This window comes from Flavivirga amylovorans (genome assembly GCF_030540875.1).
Classification (GTDB): domain Bacteria; phylum Bacteroidota; class Bacteroidia; order Flavobacteriales; family Flavobacteriaceae; genus Flavivirga; species Flavivirga amylovorans.
Map to the genome: position 1 here is coordinate 707,978 of NZ_JAUOEM010000003.1, position 22,774 is coordinate 730,751.

At 32.0% G+C, this 22,774-nt stretch carries 18 protein-coding genes; 7 read left to right on the forward strand and 11 right to left on the reverse strand.

Annotated elements, in window-relative coordinates; all coding sequences use genetic code 11:
• Positions 1-12: 12 nt before the first annotated feature.
• The 7 genes from Q4Q39_RS11545 to Q4Q39_RS11575 all read right to left on the reverse strand — a co-directional run bounded on the left by Q4Q39_RS11545 (position 13) and on the right by Q4Q39_RS11575 (position 10,442).
• On the reverse strand, positions 13-1,431 hold the full coding sequence (locus tag Q4Q39_RS11545) for an ATP-binding protein (RefSeq protein ID WP_303282638.1): 1,419 nt from the start codon (positions 1,429-1,431) through the stop codon (positions 13-15).
• Positions 1,432-1,475: 44 nt separating this feature from the next.
• Positions 1,476-2,276, reverse strand: coding sequence for a 3-keto-disaccharide hydrolase (locus Q4Q39_RS11550; RefSeq protein WP_303282639.1), 801 nt, complete (start codon positions 2,274-2,276; stop codon positions 1,476-1,478).
• Between the two features lie 114 nt (positions 2,277-2,390).
• Complete coding sequence (locus tag Q4Q39_RS11555; RefSeq protein WP_303282640.1) at positions 2,391-2,708, reverse strand: hypothetical protein; 318 nt, start codon at positions 2,706-2,708, stop codon at positions 2,391-2,393.
• 237 nt (positions 2,709-2,945) lie between these two features.
• Positions 2,946-3,806, reverse strand: coding sequence for an N-acetylglucosamine kinase (locus Q4Q39_RS11560; RefSeq protein WP_303282641.1), 861 nt, complete (start codon positions 3,804-3,806; stop codon positions 2,946-2,948).
• A gap of 73 nt (positions 3,807-3,879) precedes the next feature.
• Positions 3,880-4,881, reverse strand: a complete 1,002-nt coding sequence (gene gap, locus Q4Q39_RS11565; RefSeq protein ID WP_303282642.1) for a type I glyceraldehyde-3-phosphate dehydrogenase — start codon at positions 4,879-4,881, stop codon at positions 3,880-3,882.
• A 17-nt stretch (positions 4,882-4,898) separates the two neighbouring features.
• Positions 4,899-5,885 carry a 6-phosphofructokinase gene (gene pfkA, locus Q4Q39_RS11570; protein WP_303282643.1) on the reverse strand — a complete coding sequence of 329 codons (987 nt, stop codon included), beginning with the start codon at positions 5,883-5,885 and terminating at the stop codon, positions 4,899-4,901.
• 159 nt (positions 5,886-6,044) lie between these two features.
• Positions 6,045-10,442: a translocation/assembly module TamB domain-containing protein gene (locus tag Q4Q39_RS11575; RefSeq protein ID WP_303282644.1), complete on the reverse strand. Its 4,398-nt coding sequence runs from the start codon at positions 10,440-10,442 to the stop codon at positions 6,045-6,047.
• A gap of 164 nt (positions 10,443-10,606) precedes the next feature.
• On the opposite strand from Q4Q39_RS11575, the gene tsaD reads away from it, so the two are divergent.
• Positions 10,607-11,629 (forward strand): tRNA (adenosine(37)-N6)-threonylcarbamoyltransferase complex transferase subunit TsaD, encoded by a 1,023-nt coding sequence (gene tsaD, locus Q4Q39_RS11580; protein WP_303282645.1) that lies wholly within the window; start codon positions 10,607-10,609, stop codon positions 11,627-11,629.
• Positions 11,630-11,730: 101 nt separating this feature from the next.
• The gene (locus Q4Q39_RS11585) at positions 11,731-12,438 is read left to right on the forward strand and encodes a 16S rRNA (uracil(1498)-N(3))-methyltransferase (protein ID WP_303282646.1); all 708 of its coding nucleotides are present in this window, start codon (positions 11,731-11,733) and stop codon (positions 12,436-12,438) included.
• Here Q4Q39_RS11585 and Q4Q39_RS11590 read toward each other — a convergent pair.
• Positions 12,433-13,161, reverse strand: a complete 729-nt coding sequence (locus Q4Q39_RS11590) for a DUF1223 domain-containing protein (protein ID WP_303282647.1) — start codon at positions 13,159-13,161, stop codon at positions 12,433-12,435. The two genes, Q4Q39_RS11585 and Q4Q39_RS11590, sit on opposite strands and share 6 nt — an antisense overlap.
• Before the next feature lie 88 nt (positions 13,162-13,249).
• Between Q4Q39_RS11590 and Q4Q39_RS11595 the strand changes: the two genes are divergently transcribed.
• The 5 genes from Q4Q39_RS11595 (at position 13,250) to Q4Q39_RS11615 (ending at position 17,204) form a co-directional block, all read left to right on the forward strand.
• A complete protein-coding gene (locus tag Q4Q39_RS11595; RefSeq protein WP_303282648.1) occupies positions 13,250-13,858 on the forward strand; it encodes a DUF4159 domain-containing protein in 609 nt (202 codons plus the stop codon).
• Positions 13,859-13,864: 6 nt separating this feature from the next.
• Positions 13,865-14,197, forward strand: a complete 333-nt coding sequence (locus tag Q4Q39_RS11600; RefSeq protein ID WP_303282649.1) for a hypothetical protein — start codon at positions 13,865-13,867, stop codon at positions 14,195-14,197.
• Positions 14,198-14,326: 129 nt separating this feature from the next.
• Positions 14,327-14,827 carry a TrmH family RNA methyltransferase gene (locus tag Q4Q39_RS11605; protein WP_303282650.1) on the forward strand — a complete coding sequence of 167 codons (501 nt, stop codon included), beginning with the start codon at positions 14,327-14,329 and terminating at the stop codon, positions 14,825-14,827.
• A 96-nt stretch (positions 14,828-14,923) separates the two neighbouring features.
• Positions 14,924-16,012 carry an AI-2E family transporter gene (locus Q4Q39_RS11610; RefSeq protein ID WP_303282651.1) on the forward strand — a complete coding sequence of 363 codons (1,089 nt, stop codon included), beginning with the start codon at positions 14,924-14,926 and terminating at the stop codon, positions 16,010-16,012.
• Positions 16,013-16,022: 10 nt separating this feature from the next.
• Entirely contained in the window at positions 16,023-17,204 is a 1,182-nt protein-coding gene (locus tag Q4Q39_RS11615) for a THUMP-like domain-containing protein (RefSeq protein ID WP_303282652.1), read from the forward strand.
• A 48-nt stretch (positions 17,205-17,252) separates the two neighbouring features.
• Here the strand turns inward: Q4Q39_RS11615 and Q4Q39_RS11620 are convergent, their stop codons facing one another.
• The 3 genes from Q4Q39_RS11620 to gnd form a co-directional block, all read right to left on the reverse strand.
• Positions 17,253-19,367: a coiled-coil domain-containing protein gene (locus Q4Q39_RS11620; protein WP_303282653.1), complete on the reverse strand. Its 2,115-nt coding sequence runs from the start codon at positions 19,365-19,367 to the stop codon at positions 17,253-17,255.
• Positions 19,368-19,549: 182 nt separating this feature from the next.
• Entirely contained in the window at positions 19,550-20,893 is a 1,344-nt protein-coding gene (locus Q4Q39_RS11625; RefSeq protein ID WP_303282654.1) for a GntP family permease, read from the reverse strand.
• 2 nt (positions 20,894-20,895) lie between these two features.
• Positions 20,896-22,773 carry an NADP-dependent phosphogluconate dehydrogenase gene (gene gnd, locus Q4Q39_RS11630; protein ID WP_303282655.1) on the reverse strand — a complete coding sequence of 626 codons (1,878 nt, stop codon included), beginning with the start codon at positions 22,771-22,773 and terminating at the stop codon, positions 20,896-20,898.
• Position 22,774: the final 1 nt, after the last annotated feature.

Below are 22,774 nucleotides of genomic sequence, written 5' to 3' on the forward strand. Positions count from 1 at the left end.
AGTTTTTTAAGCTTATGAATCTTTTTTTGAGTATTTAATCAATAACTCTTTTAGCTTTTCTGTTTCTATTGGTTTTGCTAAAAACTCATCAATTCCTGCTAGTTTAGCATTAACAATATCCTCTTCAAAAGCACTTGCCGAAACGGCAATTATTGGTGTTTTATTAATAATATATTTTTCTGTAGCTTGAATAGATTTAGTGGCCTGATACCCATCCATATCTGGCATATAAATATCCATAAATACCATATCGAAATCTAAAATTTTGTATAGTTCTACGGCTTCAATACCATTTTTTACAAATGTACAATCGGCTCCTTGACGTTCTAACAAAAATTTAATAACCTTCTGATTCATTCGATTATCTTCTGCTACCAAAACACTAAATTTATCTAAAAGGATTGGGGCTTGCTCTCCACCTTCTATTTGAATATTTAATGTCTTTTTTAGCTGTAAACTAAAATAAAAAGTAGATCCTTCGTTCTCCTTACTTTCTAATTTTAAATCGCCTCCCATCAATTTTACCAATTGATGAGAAATAGAAAGCCCAATGCCTCCTCCTTTATAATATCTCATCATTGATGTGTCCGAATCATATACATTTGAAGCGTTATTAAAAATTCGTTTAACTTCTTCTTGTCGCATACCTATCCCGGTATCTTTAATATAAAACGTCACTATTTGATCTTCACCAATACTAATAGTTTGATCAACTATAATTGATATCCTTCCTGAGTTAGTAAATTTGATAGCATTGTTAATCAGATTAATTAACACTTGTTGAATTTTAGCCGAATCTCCTAAAACTGAAAACTTATCTTTTTCTTCATGTAAAAACTTAAAATCGAATTCTAAGCCTTTCTCCCAAGCTTGAAATTCAAAAACTTTAAAAAGATGAGACAAGTCCGATTTTAAATCTACTGCCAATAAATTTAAATCTAGATCTCCTTCTTTTACATCCGTATTATCAGTCACCATATTTACTAATTGCAATAAGTGCTTAGAAGAATACTCTGCAATTTCAACTTGTGCTTTTTGGTCACCATCAAGATTGGTCTGCTTTAACATATTTAACATCCCCAATACAGTACTAAGAGGCGTACGAACCTCATAACTCATATTTGTTAAATAAATAGATTTATGTTCAACCATTCTATCAGATTCAGAGAGGTTCTCTTTTAACTGATTAATTCGCTCATTCAGGTTTGATTGTATGGTATCATTTTTTAACTGGTTCTTAAAAAAATATTGTAATACAAAAACTTGAATTATGGTTAAAAGAAATAAGAACAATGCTATAGTTTCTAAATTTATTTTCTTTTCAAGAAATAAGTAGCCTCCCAACAAAATTGTGACTATAGAAATAAAAATAAAGAAAGATAAAACCCTTCTTTTTTTTATGGATCTAACAAAACGTAAGAAAAGACTCATTTATCGATAAATTTTTACAAACATATTCAAATTATAATAAAACTTTATAATTCCTTGATTTTTATTTCTTTAAATTCTATGCCTTGTCCCTCGGCCTGTAGACCAATAAAGCCTTCAGTTAGTTTTTTTCCATTAATCTTAACTGCTGGATCATAGCCTTTTGAGATACCACCTCCAATTTGTGGTTTTGTATACTGTAGCACGTTATTCCCATTTACAACGTGTATAATAAGAGAATCACCATAAACAATAAGTTCACCCTTTACCCATTCATTCCATTTATAAGTTTTTGAGGAAGAAGATACGCAGTGACGCAAAACCATTTCATTATTCACAAAAACTTCTGTACCTGGAGAACACATATTACCAGTAGGTCTTAATACACCTTCTGTTTCTTCTGCTAACGCCTGATACTCAATAGATATTGGCCAATTTTGCTCTTTTAGTATCGTTTTAGGGTCTTGAGAGTGAAACATAACACCACTATTCCTATACGTATATGACGCCGCATCTTCCATCCATTGGTCTGTAAATCGGTACTCAAACTTTAAATGGTACGATGAAAATGGTTTATAATAAAATAAATGACCATAACGATCACCAAACTCGGTATAACCGTCATAATTTACTTGAATAACTCCATCTTTTACTCGAAAGGTATTAGCGTAATTGTCTCCAAGTTCATGATGATAAAACTTAGGAATCCAACCTTCAAGATTTTTACCATTAAAAAGGTATTGCCATTGGTTGCCCTCATTATTATTAGCTTTTTTATCGTTTTTAGAACCGCATGATACAATTCCTAAAACAATTATTAATACCAATAAGGTTTTAAAATTATGCATTTATAAAAGTGCTTAAATTAATAAATAATAGAAACAACTAATATACTGAATTACATATTCAAACTAGAAAAGAAAATTGGTAGACCAAATATTTAATAAATGCTTTATTAAAATTTATATTTCAATAATATCTTCGATTATAATACGTGTTATACCCCCACAGGTATTATCTACTTCCCAATTTAATTTTACGTTTATAGGAAATGTCGCTTTTTGTAAATCTATATTTGAATTTTCTGGTAACATTTCAAACCGATAATCTGGTGTAATATCATCAATTTCGATTACCCATCCTCCACAGCAAGCGCATAGTGTAAGATCCTGTCCCTTAATTATTGCTGTAGATTCGTATTGAATTTTAGTGGAGTCGTCGTCATTTTTACAACTTAAAAACAACGAACATAAAGTGATGATCAAAAATATTTTTCTCATAAAGCGCATATAATGATTTTATAACTAAGATGATACATCATTAAAATGGTTGCGTGATAATAAATAATCCTCGGAGCAAGCTCACGAGGCATTCAATGGAAAACATTTTTAATTTCGAAGTAAACTTCGAGGTATTAGACCTAAAGATCCCGCTTTTTTAGCGGGATTAGTTCAACTAACAATTTTGAATATATTGCTTCACAACTTTTCAAAATTGAGTTTCACTAATAAAAAAACTTATAAATTCTTGGTATGAAAAGTAACCAACCCTTCAATAGGTCTACGTTCAAAATTACCAACAGTGAATCCCATCTCTTGAGCCACTTCTCTAATTTCATCTTGTGAGAAGTAGGCTATAGATCCTGCAAAATGTACTGGAACTGTTTTTAGTTCCTCTTTATATTGCATAATCATATTAGTAGTAAATAACCGAATGCCTTTCTTTATAAGGTTGATCGTATATTCTGAATCTTTATGTAAAAACATAAATTCAGCAAAATTTGCTAAATAGGCGTTAGGGTTAGGTTGCTTATATAAATTATACTTTATATAATCAGACTCCATGTTAAATTTGCTGCCAAAGGCTATTTTAACATCTTCTGGCATATGATTAAAGTAATAATCTCTAATTAATTGGCGTCCATAGTAATTCCCTGAAGCATCGTCCATAACAGAATACCCTAAAGATACCACACGCTGCTCTAATTGTTCGCCAGTATAATAGCTACAATTAGATCCTGTTCCTAAAATACAAACTACCGCAGCTTCTTTATCATGATTAATTGTAGAGTATACCGCCGCCATAGTATCTTCATTTACTTCTATATGGGCGTTTACAAAGATTTCTTCTAATACTCCTTTTAAAAGTGCTACTGGTTTTTCTGTACCACAACCAGCTCCATAAAAGAAAATATGAGTGACACTCTTTTTATGCTCTTTTAATAAACTATTAGATTTAATTATTTTTTTTAATTTCTTCTCTGGTAAAATAGCAGGGTTAAGTCCTTTAGTACGTATCTTTTCCAGTAATTGATTTCCACTACTGTCTACTGCTATCCAATCAGATTTTGTAGAACCACTATCAACAATTAAAATCATAAGTTTTTATATAAAAAATCCACAGAATTACTTTTTATATTAATAAAGTAATTCTGTGGACTAAATTAATAATTTATATTGAACCAATATGCTGTGCTAAGTCAACTAATTTAGTTGAATAACCAAACTCATTATCATACCAAGATACCAATTTAACAAAGTTATCATTTAATGCCATACTTGCGTTTGCATCGAATACACTTGTTCTTGGTTCAGACACGAAATCTTGAGATACAACACCTTCTTCTGTATAACCTAAAATACCGTTTAATCCATCTTCTGAAGCATCTTTTAAAGCTGCTTTAACGTCTTCAAAAGAAGCTGGTTTCTCTAAACGACATGTTAAATCCACAACAGATACATCAACAGTTGGTACTCTAAAAGCCATACCTGTTAATTTACCGTTTAATTCTGGAATTACTTTCCCTACTGCTTTTGCAGCTCCTGTAGATGCAGGTACGATGTTATTTAAAGATGCTCTACCTAATCTGTAATCTTTTCTTGAAGGACCATCAACTGTAAACTGAGTTGCAGTAGCGGCATGAACTGTAGTCATTAAACCTTCAGCGATACCAAATTTATCGTTAATTACTTTAGCTAAAGGCGCTAAACAGTTCGTTGTACAAGATGCATTTGATACAATGGTGTGATCTGCAGTAATTTCGTTATGGTTAACTCCCATTACAAACATAGGTGCATCAGCAGACGGTGCTGAAATAGCTACTTTTTTAGCTCCAGCTGTAATGTGTTTTTGAGCACCTTCTAAATTAGTAAAGATACCTGTACAATCTAAAACAACTTCTGCTCCAACGGCATCCCATTTTAAATCTTCTGGATTACGTTCTGCAGTAATTCTTATTTCATTACCGTTTACCACTAAGTTACCATTATTTGTATCTATAGTTCCGTCAAACTGTCCGTGAACAGAATCGTATTTTAATAAATATGCTAAATGATCTACATCTAGTAAATCGTTTATTCCTACTATTTCAATATCTGGTCTAGAAGCTGCTACTCTAAAAGCAATTCTTCCAATTCTTCCAAATCCGTTAATTCCTAATTTTAATTTTGACATAATCTTATTTATAAATGTTAAGTGCTCATAATGTCTGAAACACGCAATAATTCTAGGTTAATTTTTGACTTTCCTTTTATGGCTTTATCTAATGGTGTTAATTCTACACTATTATTTAACAAGCCTACCATATAATTAGTTTCTCCTTCTAATAAAGACTCTACAGCCTTCACTCCCATTCTACTAGCTAAAACGCGATCGAAACAAGAAGGTGCACCACCGCGTTGCATATGACCTAAAACTGATACTCGAACATCATAACCTTCCATGTTATCATCTACATAATCTTTAAGTTCGAATATGTTTTTACCAATTTTATCTCCTTCTGCAACTATAACAATACTTGATGTTTTGCCAGATTTTCTACTTTTATTCAAGGATTCCACTAATCTGTCTAATCCTAAATCTTCTTCTGGAATCAAGATTTCTTCTGCTCCACCCGCTATACCAGTATTTAAGGCGATGTGTCCGACATCACGTCCCATAACTTCAATAAAAAATAATCTGTTGTGAGAACTCGCGGTATCGCGAATTTTATCAATAGCATCTACAACTGTATTTAAAGCTGTATCGAACCCTAAAGTATGGGAAGTTCCATAAATATCATTATCAATTGTACCAGGGATTCCCATGACTGGAAAATCAAATTCCTGATTAAAAATTAGAGCGCCAGTAAAAGAACCATCACCACCTACAACAACTAACCCATCAATATTAGCATCGGTTAATTGTTTAAATGCTTTTTTTCTACCTTCTTCTGTTCTAAATTCTTTAGAGCGCGCAGATTTTAGTATCGTACCACCTTTGTTTATAATTCCTTTTACACTACGAGCATCCATAGCCTTGAAATCACCTTCAATCAAACCTTCATAACCACGATAAACACCTACACATTCAATATCATGGTAAGCACATGTTCTAACTACCGAACGAATAGCTGCATTCATTCCTGGAGAATCTCCTCCGGAAGTCAAAACGGCTAGTTTTTTAATTGCTTTTCCCATCAAAATATATTATTTACAGGTAAAATTAGTAAACAAAACGCACATATCTATAAGCATTTATCTTATTTTAACTATAGTTGTTAAACTATAACGTTTTAGTTAATAAAAAAACACGATTTGTTATGAAAACTGTTATAAATAAAGTAAAAAAGTAACACTTTATTTCTGCGTAGAAGGCTTTACTGTAATAAAATTAGGTAATGCGTTATTGTTAATTTCTTGTGTTTTTTCCTGCGGAGCACTTTCTTCTTTTTTAGGTCTTTTAAAGAAGTTTTGAAGTAATTCTTTGAAGGTATCAAAATCTACGTTATATGAAAGCCCGATACCTTGCGTATATCCTATGGCTTCTCCAAAATTTCTAATACTATTTTCCCTATTAAACACTTTAGCTGTTAGCGTACCTTCTTCATTTAACAGAAAATCAATCTCTACATCTCCCGCTATTACGGTTTCTGTAGCTCCTGCTCCACCTACAGGCACCCCAACTTTACCATTTATAAGCACACGATCACTAATTTGTGTTTGTATGGTGGCAACAACTCTGTCATCAGTTTGGTAATCTGGTCTGTTTTGACCAGCTTCATAATTTACACCTAGATTAAGTTTACTATCTCCATTACCAAAAATACCGCTAATAATACCGTTAAGTCGTTCGGCTATGGTACCTGAAAAATTTAATTCATTTAACCCTCTGGAGAATGACCCTGTCGATATTAAATACAAAGCTTGATTTTGCTTATCGTCTGCAGATTCTAATCGATATTGAAGCTCAGATTTAATGGTCGAATTTACATTAGGGAATTCGAAACTAAAATCTGGATCTGGTTTTTCTAAATCTCCTTTTAAACTAATGTTTAATTCAACAGGAATACTTCTATTAATTGGATTATCCAATAATGGTGAAGGGTTGGCTTGTGTTTTATAAATAGCATTCATATCCATTATGGCATTTAACGGATCCCCATTCCATGCCAAGGTACCACCTGGTTGTACTATAAATTCTTTTTGAATTAAGCCGCCATATGCAAAATTATAAACTCCTTCAAATACGGAAAAATCCCCCCACATTTTAAATTTACCATTGGTATTAATTTCGACTAGCAAACCTCCTCTACCACGCCCTTTTAGTGAATGTCCTGTACTTTTATCAATAATAATTTCTACTTCGGCTTCTTCTGTAAGATCCAAATCGAAATCTAATTCCAAACCTTTAATTTCATTAAAAACAACGTCTTCTCCTTTTTTTCTTGCCTCTTTTTCATCCTTAGTTATAAAATGAATAAAAGAATTATCTCCAAAAGACTCAGCATCACTAAGCGGTATTTTAAATACTGTTCCACGTTTTGTTTCTCCTACTACATCTATAACCAACTCATCTGTTGGTCCAGCAATACTAGCTCTTCCTCCTATAAAACCAGTGCCATAATATAAAGCATCTTCAGTTTCTTGAGTATCAAGTACTAATAACCGAGGTGTTTTTAAATTTAAACCTAAACTCCACTTAGAAAAATTGACATGATTTAACGAACCGTTAAGTTCTCCTTTAGAACCAAATTTTGTGTCGCTTAATTGCACCTTATTAAAAATGAAACTCTGATCTTTTAGGGTCACTGATGCTTTATTCTTAAAATCGTAATCTACATTAAGATACGGAATACCGAGTCCAGCATTGTTCAAAGTTAATGCCCCGTTAATATCAGGATGGTTAAGCCTTCCTATGACATTCACATTCCCTGAGGCTTCTCCACGAATATTGGTTAATACACCGTCTAATAATGGATTTAAAGGGTATAAATTAAAATCGTTAAAGTTTAGATTTACATCTATTGTTGCTTTTTTACCAACCACACGTATATCGCCTTCAGCTCCAAACGATTCTGATGCATCATTTTTAATTGTAGCATCTATTTTATAATTAGTAAGCGTTTTATTGCCTGTAATAGCGGCATCAAAAGAGCCTAATAAAAAATTATTGACCTTAAAATCATCAATTATAACAGAAGAATGCGGCAAATAATTTCCATTTTTTTGAAGTATATCCAACTTGCCATTTACATTACCTGCTAATGCTAAACTGTCTATATCTGGTGTTATTTTTGATAGGTCAACATTTTTAAAGTCTAATTTTAAATCCTTTTCTGTAGAATCTCTTAGAATACCAGAAAGTTTAATTTCTTCATTGTTATGATTAATTCTAAGTCTATCAATATCAAATTTTGTAAAATCTTTGCTGAACGATATTTTATTAAATCTATCCTTCTCTTCATTAATAAACCATTTATTATTTTTAATGGTGACATCCGATTTTTTAAAACCTATAACAGATTCTTTGGCTTCATTAATTGTATGGTAAAAACTCAGATTATAGCTATCGTTATTTCGTTTACCACCTTTAAATTCAGAACGCATAAATAAGGTGTCATTTACGGTTACATTAATTAAATTGAATTTAGAGATATTGTAATGCTTTGTTTTTAAACTATCTACTTCTATATAAGTATTGAAAAGCGGATTACTATTATCGACTTGTAGTTCAACATGATTAGCAAAATTATCTAGCAATCTAATTTTTGGTGATTTAAATGTAAGCTTGAATTTTTTCTCATCACTTTCTACTCTACCTCTTATAAAGGTATTTTTACCAAGTTCAACTTCGGGGTACACCACTTCAATAATCTTGTTATATATTTTGAAGTTAAAATCTATACTTTGATTTGTAGCAACTTCATATGGTTCATAATTTGTATAAATATGTCCTAATGAGTTTTCGAATAACTTCCTTAAATCTTTAAATACAAAACGTCCTTTTAAATCTCCTTCAATAATATCCGGGGAATTAAATTCAATAAATCGCGTATCCCCCTCAAATCGAGAAAGCACATCCAATTTATTAAAGTAATAATTGTCATTCTGATTTTTATATGATGTCTTTCTAAATGATATTTTACCGTAAGCATCATCATAGTTACTGGCATTCATATTCATTTTAACCCGACTTCTAAAAATAGAAAGGCTATCCTTCTTTACAAAATTCAATACTTTTAAATTCGCATAATCGACATTAGCTTCAAAATCGTATTTCTTAATAATTTCAGAAAAATCTACAAGCCCGGCAAAACTCATTTTTAGGTTTCTGTCATTAACTGTTAGGTTTCCATCAAAAATTTTGTTTCTAACATTTCCTGCAACCTTTACTCCTTTATAATTGTAATTGTTATAATCAACATTAAAAACATCTCCTTTAACCTGTGTATTAACATTTTCGGCAACAAATCCTTTACCATTTACATCAAAATTTAAAGAGGCATTTCCGACTGTTGGATCATTAAGGAATGTTCCAAAATCAAAGTCTTCAAAAATGATATTTCCTTTATAAGAAGCATTATCTATATCATTAATTTTTGTTATTTCTAAATTGGAGTCTACAAAACCTAATTCGGTAACTATTTCAATATCTGCTATAACTGTTGAGCTTGTTACTTGCGAATTTCCAACAATAATAAACATGCCCAATCGATTAAAGGACGAGGGTATCGCATCTCCTAAAACGTTTGGCAATAAAGATTTTAAATCTCTATATGTAGAAGATAGGTTCCGAAAATACCCATTCATATAAAAATTATCCTTCTCTTTATTAAACAGGTTTTTAAAATTGATATCTCCGTAAACCCTAGTATTTCTACTGGTATTCAATTTTAAATTTGTTGTTTGCAAATTGTTTAAAGTTCCTGATAGGTCAACACTAAACTTGGCTGATTGATTCGCTCCAAACTCATTATAAAATGTATTAAGTTCGTCTAATTGTACATTAGAATCTTTAAAATTAGCCGAGACCAAAACCTTATCTGTAAAGAACTGCAAATCTTTTCTATCATAAGAAAACTTTAAATGCCCATTTAAAACAGATTTAGGTGTTTTTATTTGAAGATTTGCAAACGTCATATCCTTTAATGTATATGCAAAATCTGTCATTAAATTTTCCATAACCAAACCACGACTGTCTCTAAGAGATAGGGTATTGATTCTGGCACTTACATCACTTCCTTTAATTAAAAAATTGGTGGCGTTAATATTTAAATTATTAAAATGTAGCACTTTTGTAGATTCCCTATTCTCATCTAATAGCTTAAAAACCCCATTATAAATAGAAACATCGCTAGAGGACAGTAAAAAACTACCATCACCTTTTGTTGGATTGTCTCCTTCTAATTTTGCTACAAAGATGTCTAGATTGGTCTCCCTTGAGCCTTCATATGTTTTTATATTGAAAACTAAATCTATAATGTCTATGTCTCCAAATTCTAATTTACCGTTGGATAAATTTCCATAGTTTAAAATAGACGTGTTTAATTCGGCTATGTTTATAAGGGTATCTTTTTTGTAATCTTCTATATAAATACTTTTAAGTTCTACATCTCCATTAAATTGTAAACCAATTTTATCGATGTTTATATTAGTCCCAAAATCTTCATTTATCCTTTTGGTAGCATAATTCCCTAAACTAGTCTGAATTGCGGGTATAGAAAGTACAAGCACCAAAATGATGAAAAGCAGCAAAATAATGCCTACTATTTTTAATATTATTTTTAAGATTTTTTTGATGCCTTTTTAAATTATAATTTGAATTAAGAATACCCTATTTTTGTACTTACGAATAGAAACTATGCATTAGACTTTTATTCTTTTTCAAAATTAACAATTATTGTGCCTAATATTTACTAATGTCCTCACAAAATATTTACATTCTAGGAATTGAGTCATCGTGCGATGATACAGCTGCATCTATAATACACAACGGTAAAATTTTAAGCAATGTTGTGGCTAGCCAAAAAATACACGAAGAATTTGGTGGCGTAGTGCCAGAATTAGCGTCTAGAGCGCACCAGCAAAACATTGTTCCTGTCGTGCACCAAGCGTTGAAAAAGGCAGGTGTAACGAAAAATCAACTGCACGCCATTGCATTTACTCGTGGTCCAGGTTTAATGGGTTCTTTATTAGTTGGAACCTCTTTTGCTAAATCTTTAGCTTATGGGTTAAATATTCCGCTAATAGATGTGAATCATATGCAAGCACATATTTTAGCACATTTTATAGATGAAGAAGGTTTTGAAAAACCGTCGTTTCCTTTTATCGCAATGACTATTTCGGGTGGACATACTCAAATTGTTGAAGTGAAAAGTCATTTTGATATGACTGTTATTGGAGAAACCATTGATGATGCTGTTGGGGAGGCTTACGATAAAAGTGGTAAAATTCTTGGTTTGGGATATCCTGCAGGGCCAGAAATTGATAAACGTGCACAAAAAGGAAACCCGAAAGCGTTTCAGTTCACTAAACCAAAAGTAGAAGGTTTAAATTTCAGCTTTTCTGGCTTGAAAACGGCTATTCTTTATTTTGTTCAACGGGAAGTAAAAGCAAATCCTAATTTTATTGAAGAAAATCTAAATGATATTTGTGCCTCTATACAGTATACTATTATTGGTATTTTAATTGATAAACTAAAACTTGCTACCAAACAAACCGGTATCAAACAAATTGCTATTGGTGGCGGGGTTTCTGCAAATTCTGGTATACGGCAAGCTTTAAAAGATGGTGAACAAAAATTTGGCTGGACGACTTATGTTCCTAAATTTGAATTTACTACAGATAATGCTGCTATGATAGCCATTGTAGGGTATTTAAAATATTTAGAAGGCAATTTTGCTGAACAGAATGTTACGGCGTCTGCTAGGTTAAAGATATAATAATTAGTAGTTTACAGTGTTCAGTAGCAGTTTTCAGTATAATACATTTAAAAATCGTAGCCATCATTCGTAAATTATAATTCCTTTTTTATCTTCGCTCCATGCAATTATTTTATAATCCAGACATCACAGACAGTACAACGCAATTTTCTTTTCCTAAAGATGAAAGTAAGCATATTGTAAAAGTATTGCGTAAAAATGTTGGGGATGTATTACATATTACAAATGGTAAAGGATGGTTGTTTACTGCCGAAATCACCATACCGAATATTAATAAGTGCATCGCTACCATTGTTTCAAAATCACTACAACCAAAAAGAGATTACAATTTACACTTAGTTGTAGCCCCTACAAAAATGAATGATCGCTATGAATGGTTTTTGGAAAAAGCTACTGAAATAGGTATTGATAGTATTACACCTATTGTTTGTGATCATAGTGAACGCAAAATCATTAAACCAGAACGTTTTGAGCGTATTTTACAATCGGCAATGAAACAGTCTCTAAATTGTTATTTACCAAAACTTAATGAGGCTACTACTTTTAAAAACTTTTTAAAGCAAGACTTTAATGGAGATTTGTTTATAGCGCACTGTGAAGAAACCGACAGAACATCTTTAAAAAAAGAACTAAAGCCAAAACAAGATATTACAATTTTAATTGGCCCTGAAGGCGACTTTTCTGTTAACGAAATAGAACAAGCACTTCAAAACAATTTCGCTCCAGTAACTTTAGGAAACACTCGATTACGTACAGAAACAGCTGCCATAGTTGCTTGTCATTCGGTAGCTTTTATTAACCAGTTATAATCTTAGTTGGCTACCTCCAGTAATATCTAAATTTTCAGTTTGTATTAATGCAACAATTGATAAATCATCACTTTGAGTAACTATACTCGGAATTACAACACTTAGTTTTCCTTCTTTCGAGTTTAAACTTAAGAACACTTCTTCTACAACAATATTAGAGTTTTTCAGTGTTCTATTTTTATTTTCTCCTCTCTTAATTGAAGTGATTCGTTCATTAATGACCAAAACGACTTGTAATGTTTTTTTATTAATAGTACCTTCTATTTTATAATCTAAAGAAATAGTATTATTATCTTTTTTAAGATTACTGAGTACCACCGTATTTGCCGATGTTTTTTCTAAATAGTCATTAAGTTTAGTGTTCATTATACCTCTATTAGAGCCAACAAAATGTTCCTTTCCATTTACAACAATCTGTGGTGTATAGATTGAACTGCTACTAAACTTCCTGCCATATGCACGCTGTTTGCTACTAAATGCTTTCTGACTAAAAGGATCGTTCCAACCAATATAATTCCAATAATCAACATGGTATGATAAAGCAACAACCTCACTATCTGAATATTTAGTTTTAACTTCATTTAACAAATTATCAGCTGGCGGACAACTAGAACACCCTTGAGAAGTAAATAATTCCAAAACAACAAAAGGTTTAAATGTTTCCTCTTTTTCTGGTTGAAATAAAAATGATGATATAATTATAGTTAAAAGTATCTTTTGCATAGCAATTCTTTTTATTTTTGAATCTATGATACTTAGTTGTGTGAAAATCAAAAATCTTACAAAAATTATCGTCATTAGCATTTTCTTAATGACTGGTAACTGCATGGCTCAAGATTTAGCCATTTTAAAATACAAAGGTGGCGGCGATTGGTACGGCAATCCGACAGCATTACCTAATCTGATAGCTTTTTGTAACCAAAACATAAACACTAAAATAGCTCCTAAACCGCAAACTGTTGAAGTTGGAAGTACTGATATTTTTCAATATCCTTTATTACATATGACTGGACACGGTAATGTGTTTTTTAGTGAAACCGATGCCGAAAACTTAAGAAACTACCTAATATCTGGTGGATTTCTACATATAGATGATAATTATGGTATGGAACCTTTTATAACCAAAGAGTTAAAAAAGGTGTTCCCTGATAAAGATTTAATAGAACTTTCTACTAGTCACAAAATATTTAATGCACCTTATAAATTCCCACAAGGTTTACCAAAAATTCATGAACATGATGGGAAACGTCCGCAAGCTTTTGGTATTTTTCAAGAAGATCGGTTAGTATTATTATTTACCTACGAAAGTGATTTAGGTGATGGCTGGGAAGACACAGAAGTGCATAACGATCCTGCCGACGTTAGAGAAAAAGCTCTTAAAATGGGGGCTAATATTGTTAAATATGCTTTTGAAAATTAAACTAATATGAAATTAAGTTATTACTGTAGTTCCTGTAAAAAAGAGAATTATTTAAAAACATCAGCACCTGATAGATATGCTTTTTTAATAGAATATGGTAAAAATGAGATTAATGAACGCTGTAAACATTGTGGAAACCACACAAAAAAAGATATAAATAGATTACATGCTGAACCTAATAATATAATTATAGTTGGGGGAGTTATTCTTGCTATTATTATTACAGTTTTTTTATGGGATTTTGGTTTTGTTAGTACATTAAGCGGAACTATTCCGATAGGAATCTGGGTGGATCAAAATAAAAAAACAAACTTGTTCAATAGGTCAAGAGTAAGATAATTAATTATTTATAAGGAGAAAATTTATTCAACACTTAAAAATATTTCTCGCAAAGACGCGAAGACACAAAGAAAACTGTTACTGAACACTGAGACTGATAACTGCTACTGAATACTGTCAACTAAAAACATGCAACTAACACATTATAATACAAACTTTTCACAACGCACTTTCCCTATTACTTTGGTTTGTGATAATGTAACAAATGCGCCAAATATTGGAAGTTTGTTTAGAATTTCTGATGCTTTTGGCATTGAAAAACTCATACTTTGTGGTGACCATATTCCGCTTGGACGAAAAATGACAAAAACGTCTAGAGCTACCGAAAAATCTGTTGATTATGACATTGTTCCATCGGCTTCAGAAATGGTTGAAACTCTAAAAAGCAATAACTATCAAATCATTTCATTAGAAATTACTGACATAAGCAAATCTATTCATGAATTTAAATTTTCTACAAAAAAACCTATTGCTTTGGTTATTGGTGATGAAAACTTTGGAGTATCTGATACCATTTTAAAAATGTCTGATGCTATTATTCATGTAAATATGTTTGGGCAAAATAGCAGCATGAATGTGGTACAAGCAACCAATATTGCTTTATATGAGATAACGAAGCAATTATTATAAATCATATTAGATATAAAGCAGTGACTAAATAAAATTAATATGCGATTTCTCCCTTTGGTTCGAAATGACTAGATTTACTATTCTAAATTAATATAATTGAATTCTAATACAATATCAAATGGTATTTTAAAAGCTTTAGCTATTATTTTAGGTATTGCTTTGGTACTATACTTTTTATATCAAATACAATCGGTTATTGGTTATGTGGCAATAGCTGCGGTTATTTCATTAATAGGAAGACCAATCGTTCTGTTTTTAGAACATCGATTAAAATTCAGAAATACCATTGCTGTAATAGTATCTATGGTGATACTTTTAGGGTTGTTTTTAGGCTTAGTTGGTTTATTTATTCCTCTAGTTATAAAACAAGGACAGAATTTATCGCTATTAAACATTGATGAATTACAGGTTAATATTGAAAATTTATATGCAGAAATCATCACTTATTTCGATTTGCATCAAATAGATTTAGAGCAATCCTTTAAGGAGTCTAATCTTTTATCTAAAATAGATTATTCATTGATTCCAGACTTTTTAAACTCGGTAGTTAGTGGCTTGGGTAGCTTTAGTATTGGCTTATTTTCTGTACTTTTTATTTCCTTTTTCTTTTTAAAAGATAGCCGATTATTTGAAAATGGTCTCCTAACGTTTATACCAGACAATAAAGAATCGCGTTGGAAAAGTTCATCAACAAAAATTAAAGATTTACTTTCCAGATATTTTGTCGGACTCATTTTCCAAATATTGATTCTATTTATTATCTACACAATCGGGCTACTTATAATTGGTGTTGAAAATGCTATTGTTATCGCATTTCTTTGCGCTTTATTAAACCTTATACCTTATGTAGGACCATTAGTTGGAGCTTTATTAATGATAACATTAACTATGACAAGTAATCTTGGAGAGAGTTTTAGTGACGTTATTTTACCTAAAACATTCTGGGTATTTATTGTATTTGCTATTGGTCAGTTGGTTGATAATTTTGGTAGCCAGCCTATTATATTTTCAAAAAGCGTAAAATCACATCCCTTAGAAATATTTTTAGTGATTTTAATTACTGGTATATTATTCGGTGTTATTGGATTAATTATCGCTGTTCCAGCATATACCGCTATAAAAGTAATTTTAAAGGAGTTTTTATCTGAAAACAAGATTGTAAAAAAACTCACTAAGAATTTATAATACGTTTTATTTGAACACCTCTATTTTAAATACTGAAATACAAGCATTTATAACTACTCATTTAAATTCTGACATCACCTCATTACTACTCAAAGGCACTTCTTTTCCTCAAGTTAAAACTAATGATATTATAGAACAAATAGAGGCTAAAAAACGCTGCGAAAAGAAGTTACTAACCTGGTTTAAATGTAACAACATATATTATCCAAATAAATTAAACATTGAGCAGACATCTTCCGAAATAACAGCTCAATATAAAGCTGGATTAATTGATGGTGAATCCATCATAGATTTAACAGGTGGCTTTGGAATAGATTGCTATTATTTTTCAAACGTATTTAAAACAGTAATGCATTGCGAAATCAATAAAAGCTTATCAGACATAGTTACTCATAATTACAAACAATTAGGCGTAGATACTATTGAAACCAAAAACGTAGATGGTATTAGCTATTTAAAAACCTCAAATAAACAGTTTAATTGGGTTTATATTGATCCTTCCAGAAGACATGATAGTAAGGGCAAAGTCTTCTTTCTAAACGATTGTCTTCCTAATGTTCCAGAACATATCGATTTGTTATTTAATCATACAAAAAATATCATGATTAAAACATCACCTTTATTGGATTTATCAATTGGTATCAATGAATTAAAGCATGTAAAAACAATTCATATTGTTGCTGTAAATAATGAAGTGAAAGAGCTCCTCTGGGTTTTAGAAAATGGTTTTGAAGGTGCTATAAATATAAATACAGTAAATATTAAAAAGGAGGCAAAAGAATCCTTTAATTTCTCAATAAAAACTGAAAAAGCTTCAGAATCAAAATACAGTCAACCACTCACCTATTTATACGAACCCAATAGTGCTATTTTAAAGGCTGGTGCTTTTCATACTATAAGTAATCAACTAAACGTTTATAAACTTCATAAACATTCACATTTGTATACTAGTAATTCCTTAATTGATTTTCCTGGCAGAGCTTTTAAGATAGAAAGCATAATGGCTTACAATAAAAAGGCGTTAAGAAAGCATGGAATTTCTAAAGCAAATATTACAACGCGTAATTTCCCTGAAACAGTTCAACAGATTCGGAAAAAATTCAATATTAAAGATGGTGGTAATATCTACTTGTTTTTTACTACTGACAAGGATGACAACAGAATTGTAATCGTTTCATATAAAACAGATTAAATAAAAACACTCAATATCTTTGTATTTAGATGTTTATTATAGAACTAACTATTCAAGACATTTTAATTTATCAATAAAAAACTCTTTATAATCTATATCTGTAATATTATGGGAACCTTCTGTACCCTTTAATAATATTGATTTAATTGGATATTTTTTTAAATGTATAATTTGAGAATTAGAAAGGTTCCCTTTAAATAAAAACGCTCCGCATTCCATGTTCCAGGTATGATAAAACGTTATCGTTTGATTATTTTCAAGTTTAACTCTTACTGACGAACGATTTTTAGAGAAATAACTAACACACCCTAAATCTATTTTAGAGTTAAAAAAGATACTTACTTGTCTCCCATATTTGTATAATTCTATGGTTAAATCATCACTTATTGAATATGGATCTGTTCTTATATGCATTTTTTTATAAAATTCATCATACATATTTATAGTATAATGACATATATTTCTATATTTTTCTCTTTCTGAATCTGTAGTATTATTTATTTCTTCTGTTGCCTGTTCTTCCTGAGGCTTAGCTTCATACTTAGCTTTAATAATTGAATCCTGGATTCTTACTTTTTCTCTTAATTCCGCTTCTCGCTTTCTAGCTTGTACTAATAACGCTTGCTGTTGTTTAGCATCATCTTTTGCTTTGATAATAGAATCCCGAACCCTTATTTCTTCCATTAATTCAGCTTCCCGTTTTCTGGCTTGTGCCAATAACTCTTGTTGGTGTTTGGCTTCTTCCTTAGCTTTATTAATGGAATCCTGAACACGCTGCTTTTCTTTTAATTCAGCTTCTCGCTTTCTAGCTTGTGCCAATAACTCTTGTTGGCGCTTGGCCTCTTCTTTGGCTTTATTAATGGAATCCTGAACGCGTTGCTTTTCTTTTAATTCAGCTTCTCGCTTTCTGGCTTGTGCCAATAACTCTTGTTGGCGCTTGGCTTCTTCCTTAACTTTATTAATGGAATCTTGAACGCGCTGCTTTTCTTTTAATTCGGCTTCTCGTTTTCTGGCTTGTACCAATAACTCTTGTTGGCGTTTGGCTTCTGCTTTTGCATTATTAATGGAATCTTGAATTCGCTGCTTTTCTTTTAATTCGGCTTCACGCTTTCTGGCTTGTGCTAATAACTCTTGTTGGTGTTTAGCTTCCTCCTTTGCTTTATTAATGGAATCCTGAACGCGTTGCTTTTCTTTTAACTCAGCTTCTAGCTTTCTGGCTTGTGCCAATAATTCTTCTTGTCGTTTAGCTTCTTCTTTGGCTTTATTAATGGAATCTTGAACGCGTTGCTTTTCTTTTAACTCAGCTTCTCGCTTTCTGGCTTGTACCAATAACTCTTGTTGGCGTTTGGCTTCTGCTTTTGCATTATTAATGGAGTCTTGAACGCGTTGCTTTTCTTTTAACTCAGCTTCTCGTTTTCTGGCTTGTGCCAATAATTCTTGTTGGCGTTTGGCTTCCTCCTTGGCTTTATTAATGGAATCCTGAACGCGCTGTTTTTCTTTTAATTCGGCTTCCCGTTTTCTAGCTTGTGACAATAACTCTTGTTGGCGCTTAGCTTCTGCTTTTGCCTTATTAATGGAGTCTTGAACTCGTAGTTTTTCTTTTAATTCAGCTTCACGTTTTCTTGCTTCTGCTAATAACTCTTGTTGGCGTTTAGCTTCTTCCTTAGTTTTATTAATAGAATCCTGAACGCGCTGTTTTTCTTTTAACTCAGCTTCACGTTTTCTTGCTTCTGCTAATAACTCTTGTTGGCGTTTGGCTTCTGCTTTTGCCTTTATAATAGAATCTTGTTTCTTCCTTTCTATTTCTTCCTTATTAACTATAGCTTGTATTTTTTTCTTTCTATTTGCTTCTTCCTCAATGGCTTTATTCAATTCTTTTTGCTCATTAGCATAATATAAATCCATCATTTCTTCATTAACCTCTAAAAAATCAGAATTTACAAAACCTACCCATTCTTTATACCTTATTTTATAGATGTCCTTACCTAAATACTCAGTAACTATACATGATTCTCCCTCTTTAAATTGAGCTAGAGGCTGTGTAAACTCATTAAGTTTCTTATACATACTACCATCCTCAAAAAAAGTTGTAGAAATAGATACTTCTTGCGAAAAAGCATTACTTGATAATACAAGGCAAATAAGTAGAGAGAAAAATTTCATATGGTCGATTGTAGAACATGTAAATATAATAACCTCCTATACTAATAACTAAGAAATACGACCTAATTAAAAAAAAGTCGAGGTTCAGTCATTTTTAACTGTTTTTACGTCTGATATGAATAATAAAGTCTATTTTAAAATGAGAAGAAATCCTTTGAGAGGATCGTTAAGTGTAACTATGATTAAAAAAACAGCGATAAAACGGAAGCACTTGCAAAACCTGTGATTGCCAGCAATGTAGTCATAACCGTCCAACTTTTAAAAGTTTGTTTTTCAGATAGTCCCAAATATTTACCAACCAACCAAAACCCGCTATCATTAACGTGAGACATGATACTAGCGCCTGAAGCTACTGCAATAACCAGTAATGCTTTTTGGGGATCAGAAATAGATTCAGCCAAAAGAGGTGCTGTAAGCCCTGCAGCTGTAATCATGGCTACGGTTGCAGACCCTTGTAAAATACGAATTACAGCTGCCGATAGAAACGCAAATAGTAAGATACTTACGCCTTCATTTGCGAAATAATTAGCTAACATCTCACCTGCTCCTGTATTTACCAACATTTGCTTAAAAACACCTCCAGCACCTGTAATTAATATTATCATACCCGCTGGTGCCATGGATTTTGTACTAATATCCAGCAATGTATCTTTGGTATAACCTCTACGAATACCTAATAAATACCAAGCTATAAGATTTGCTATTATCAAAGCTGAAAAAGGATGTCCAATCATTCCCAGCCATCGCAATACATTTTCAGGAATTATATTTTCTCCGATAAGCGGACTGTTAATTACTGTATTCACAACAATTAATAAAATAGGAATTGAGATGATACTAATTATGGCTCCAACTGGCGGAGGGTTTTCAAGCTTTTTACCATCAGTATCCATTTGTAAACCAGACACATGAACTCTTTTTGAAATATATTTTCCAAAAAGCGGACCACATAATATCGCCGTTGGTATTCCAGCAATAAATCCAAAAAAGATAACCCATCCTAAATCTGCCTTTAAAATATCAGCTACAGCAACCGGCCCCGGCGTAGGTGGGATAAAAGTATGTGTTATAGCCAATCCTGCCAACAAAGGAATTCCATAAAGTAATAAAGGTTTCCCCGTCCTTTTTTGTAGTGCATATATAATAGGAACCAAAATAATGAAAGCAACTTCAAAAAATACTGGAATAGCAACAATAAAACCAGTTAACATTAATGCCCATGGTGCTCGTTTTTCTCCAAATTTAGCCAGTAAAAAAGTAGCTAAAGATTCAGCGCCTCCAGAGTGTTCTAAAATAGCGCCAAATATAGCACCCAGACCAACAACCATAGCTACAAATCCAAGTGTATTTGCCATACCATCTTGTAGTGTTTTAATAATTGCCAATGGTTCCATTCCTGACAAAACGCCCACAAGTATACTGGCTATTAATAACGCAATAAAAGCTTGTATTTTAAATCGCAATATAAGTACTAGCAATACAACGACTCCTAATAATACGGATGTTAAAAGGGTGAAATCTATCATAATTAATACCAATTAGAATGAAAAAACTGATTTTCTGGTGCACCTACTTTTTGATAGGTATGCGCTCCAAAATAATCACGTTGTGCCTGAATCAAATTAGCCGGTAAGTTTTCAGTAGTCATAGCTATCCAATGATTATAAGCGGACCAAAACGTATCAAAGGGCATCCTATGAGATAAACTATAAGTAATACTTTTTGTGACTTCCTTTTCCGTTGAAATCAATACATCTAATACGTTTGTGGCATCTAAATAGCTTTCATGATCTCTAAAGACATCTACAGACGTTTCCATAAATTCAGAACGAATTATGCAACCATTGGTCCAAATACGAGCAATTTCCGATAGGTTTAAATGCCAATTATATGTTTTAGAAGCTAATCTAATCAGTTCGAAACCTTGATGATGATTAATGATCCTTGCAAATCGATATGCTTTTTCTAGACTATTAACATCAAGTGTATCGGTTGCTTTAGAATCCTTCTTAATAAACCCAGATAAATGATTTCTTTTTTCTTTAAAAGAAGATATATAACGTGCAAAAACGGCAGAAGACATCATCGTATTCACTGTTCCTAAATCGAAAGCTGCTTTTGTAGACCAAGAACCTGTCCCTTTGTTACCTGCCTTATCTAAAATAGTGTCAAGCACATACTCTCCGCTTTCTTTTGTTTTAAGGATATTAATTGTAATTTCTAATAAGTAACTGGATAAATCTGTCGTGTTCCACTGAGATAAAGTAGTTGCTATCTCTTCGTTATTTTTAGTTACAGATAATAAGGCATAGATTTCTGCTAGTAATTGCATCTCAGCATATTCAATACCATTGTGAACCATTTTAACAAAATGACCAGCCCCTTGTGACCCTATATGGGTACAACAAGAATGACCGTTTTTATCTTTTGCTGCAATGGCTTCAAAAACGGGTGCTATAATTTTATAACTATACTTAGCACCTCCAGGCATAATTGAAGGCCCTTTTCTTGCTCCTTCTTCCCCTCCTGAAACGCCACAACCTACAAAATAGAGTTGTTTACTTTTTAAATATTCAGATCTTTTATTTGTATCTAAATAATGGGAATTACCTCCGTCAATCAAAATATCACCTTCGGATAAAATAGGAATCAACGCTTCAATAACTACGTCGATGGCTTTACCAGCATTAATCATGATGAGTATTTTCCTGGGACGCTCCAAAGAATTAACGAATGCTTTTAAGTCTGTATAGCCTTTAATTGTCATCGTTTTATCAACTTTTTTCAAAAAATCTGAAACGGTATGTTCTTCTCCTGACGCGATTCTATTGTATACAGACAATGCGTACCCTTTTTCGGCTATGTTTAAGCTTAAACTGCTTCCCATAACACCTAAACCTATAACTCCAAAAAACGATTGTTCCATGTTTTTCAATTTTGAAATAATATCATCAACAATTTTTTCAGGTGATTTAGAAATATCTATATGAATAGCACTTTCTGGGATTTCTAAATCATTAAATTGAGATACCAGTAACTCAGTATTCATAAAATGTCCGCTCCTTTTCTCAATTCGGCTTTTAATGAGCTCCTGACTCCCTGATAAATGAACCCATGCAATATCATTATGTTTTGAAGACAGCAGTGTTCTATAACTTTCTTTTAATGCAGAACAAGCCAAAATAGCTCCCGTTTCTCCAGCCCATGTTTCAATATTATTTGCAAGCGTAAGCAACCAAGGATATCTGTCATTATCATTCAAAGACAGCCCCTTTGTCATTTTATCAATATTAGATTTCGGATGAAAATCGTCACCATCAAAAAAAGGAATACCAGTTCTTTCAGATAATTGTTTACCTATGGTTGTTTTTCCACATCCGCTAACACCTAAAAGTATAATAATCATA

Coding starts and splice junctions, on each gene's coding strand:
- Q4Q39_RS11545 (WP_303282638.1), bottom strand. CDS start 1,431: ATGAGTCTTTTCTTACGTTTTGTTAGATCCATAAAAAAAAGAAGGGTT.
- Q4Q39_RS11550 (WP_303282639.1), bottom strand. CDS start 2,276: ATGCATAATTTTAAAACCTTATTGGTATTAATAATTGTTTTAGGAATT.
- Q4Q39_RS11555 (WP_303282640.1), bottom strand. CDS start 2,708: ATGAGAAAAATATTTTTGATCATCACTTTATGTTCGTTGTTTTTAAGT.
- Q4Q39_RS11560 (WP_303282641.1), bottom strand. CDS start 3,806: ATGATTTTAATTGTTGATAGTGGTTCTACAAAATCTGATTGGATAGCA.
- gap (WP_303282642.1), bottom strand. CDS start 4,881: ATGTCAAAATTAAAATTAGGAATTAACGGATTTGGAAGAATTGGAAGA.
- pfkA (WP_303282643.1), bottom strand. CDS start 5,885: ATGGGAAAAGCAATTAAAAAACTAGCCGTTTTGACTTCCGGAGGAGAT.
- tsaD (WP_303282645.1), top strand. CDS start 10,607: ATGTCCTCACAAAATATTTACATTCTAGGAATTGAGTCATCGTGCGAT.
- Q4Q39_RS11585 (WP_303282646.1), top strand. CDS start 11,731: ATGCAATTATTTTATAATCCAGACATCACAGACAGTACAACGCAATTT.
- Q4Q39_RS11590 (WP_303282647.1), bottom strand. CDS start 13,161: ATGCAAAAGATACTTTTAACTATAATTATATCATCATTTTTATTTCAA.
- Q4Q39_RS11595 (WP_303282648.1), top strand. CDS start 13,250: ATGACTGGTAACTGCATGGCTCAAGATTTAGCCATTTTAAAATACAAA.
- Q4Q39_RS11600 (WP_303282649.1), top strand. CDS start 13,865: ATGAAATTAAGTTATTACTGTAGTTCCTGTAAAAAAGAGAATTATTTA.
- Q4Q39_RS11605 (WP_303282650.1), top strand. CDS start 14,327: ATGCAACTAACACATTATAATACAAACTTTTCACAACGCACTTTCCCT.
- Q4Q39_RS11620 (WP_303282653.1), bottom strand. CDS start 19,367: ATGAAATTTTTCTCTCTACTTATTTGCCTTGTATTATCAAGTAATGCT.
- Q4Q39_RS11625 (WP_303282654.1), bottom strand. CDS start 20,893: ATGATAGATTTCACCCTTTTAACATCCGTATTATTAGGAGTCGTTGTA.
- gnd (WP_303282655.1), bottom strand. CDS start 22,773: ATGATTATTATACTTTTAGGTGTTAGCGGATGTGGAAAAACAACCATA.